Below are 425 nucleotides of genomic sequence, written 5' to 3' on the forward strand. Positions count from 1 at the left end.
TCCACGGTGGCCACGCCGTTATAGCCCTGGAGCGTGCCCTTGCTGGTGGTCATCTTGGCGCTTTCGTTGTCAGTCAGGTTGCTCTTCACTTCCTTGCTCCGCTTCCCCCGGCCCATCCTTGGGCGGTTCGTCTTTAGGAAGCGGTCGACCTTGGTCAGGGCTTCATCCAGCGAGAGGATGGTCTTTGCCCGGCGGATGTCCCGGTCCAGTTCGGCTTCGGTCTCCGCTTCGTCCCGGGCGTAGTGTTCCTGCAGGTGATGACGGATCAGCCGTCGCAGCTTCTGCCGCTTCTCACCCAGCTCCTTGAAGGTGCCGGACCACTCCTTGCTGGCGTTTGACGACATCTTGCAGCCGTCGATGGCAAAGAGTTCGTTGCCCAACAGGCCCTGCTCATGGCACACCAGCAGCACCTGCTCGAACAGCGC

Annotated in this window: 1 pseudogene; it reads right to left on the bottom strand. The window is 61.6% G+C overall.

The features are described 5' to 3' along the window. A pseudogene (locus EZI54_RS24110) lies at positions 1 to 425 on the bottom strand (IS1182 family transposase); the annotation flags it as partial.

Source organism: Marinobacter halodurans, assembly GCF_004327985.1.
In the GTDB taxonomy this organism is placed as follows: domain Bacteria; phylum Pseudomonadota; class Gammaproteobacteria; order Pseudomonadales; family Oleiphilaceae; genus Marinobacter_A; species Marinobacter_A halodurans.